Raw genomic sequence first — 891 nt, 5'->3', positions numbered from 1 at the left:
AATTGCTCTTGGATTGCAGAAGGCGTGCGGCCTTGGCCTGTCCAAGTTTTTTCTTCACCGGAAGCATCTACATATTTGTATTTAGCAGGGCGAGGAGCACGCTTAGCTTTTGGTTTTGTTCCTTTAGCTTCACCAGCTAGAGCTGAAATTAATGCTTCAACATCAATACCATCTTTAGTGATTTGCTCAGCAATTGCTGCTAATTTAGCTTCTTGCTCAGCCGCAGCTGCACGTTCCGCCTCTTCAGCTTCTTTACGCTCGCTTACCACTGTAGTGAGTTTATCTAAAGCTTCTTCCAATTGTTCAAGTGTTAATTCGCGAGAAAAAGCACGCAAACTACGAATGTTCAAAAGTGTTTTTGTTAGTTCCGACATTTATTCATCTCTTCATATATAAGTTGCCGATGTATGAATCATAAACCGCTAAAATAAATAATACAATCAGCTTGACATAAATTTACTGAAATACTGTTTAATTTTTAAATTTTGAGACGAGATATTAAAAAATAGACTCGACTAATAAGCTTGGTATTTATGGGCTACTAATAATTGCACATATTGATTTGGTTCTGGTTTCATATCCTTGCTGCGTTAGAGAAAGCAGTTTAGATAATACTGGGCAATCAAAGCGCCTTATTTGGATTACAATTACAAGCGACTTGTTATAAAGCGTGAGTTTTATGGAATAGACACATATAAATGAAGACTATATTTCATATAAACATATCTACAATTTATGGGATATTGTTTTGAAGCGGGGGATTAAAGCTATCCAACTGGATGAGTATTCAGCAAGGGTGGAATCTTAGTCGAATTAGCGTAACGATAAATTTAACAATAAAAATGGAATATTATGTTGAAACATAGCTAGGGATAAGTACAATGGTCGAAA

Annotated in this window: 1 protein-coding gene; it reads right to left on the bottom strand. The window is 36.0% G+C overall.

Features of this window, described 5'->3' with window-relative positions; genetic code table 11:
• Window positions 1-374 (bottom strand): H-NS family histone-like protein (locus QTO00_RS20250; protein ID WP_331426350.1); only part of this gene is annotated, 374 nt, incomplete at its 3' end.
• Between the last annotated feature and the right edge of the window lie 517 nt (window positions 375-891).

Source organism: Vibrio sp. M260118, assembly GCF_036533755.1.
In the GTDB taxonomy this organism is placed as follows: domain Bacteria; phylum Pseudomonadota; class Gammaproteobacteria; order Enterobacterales; family Vibrionaceae; genus Vibrio.
This window is presented reverse-complemented; position numbering and strand designations above follow the sequence as displayed.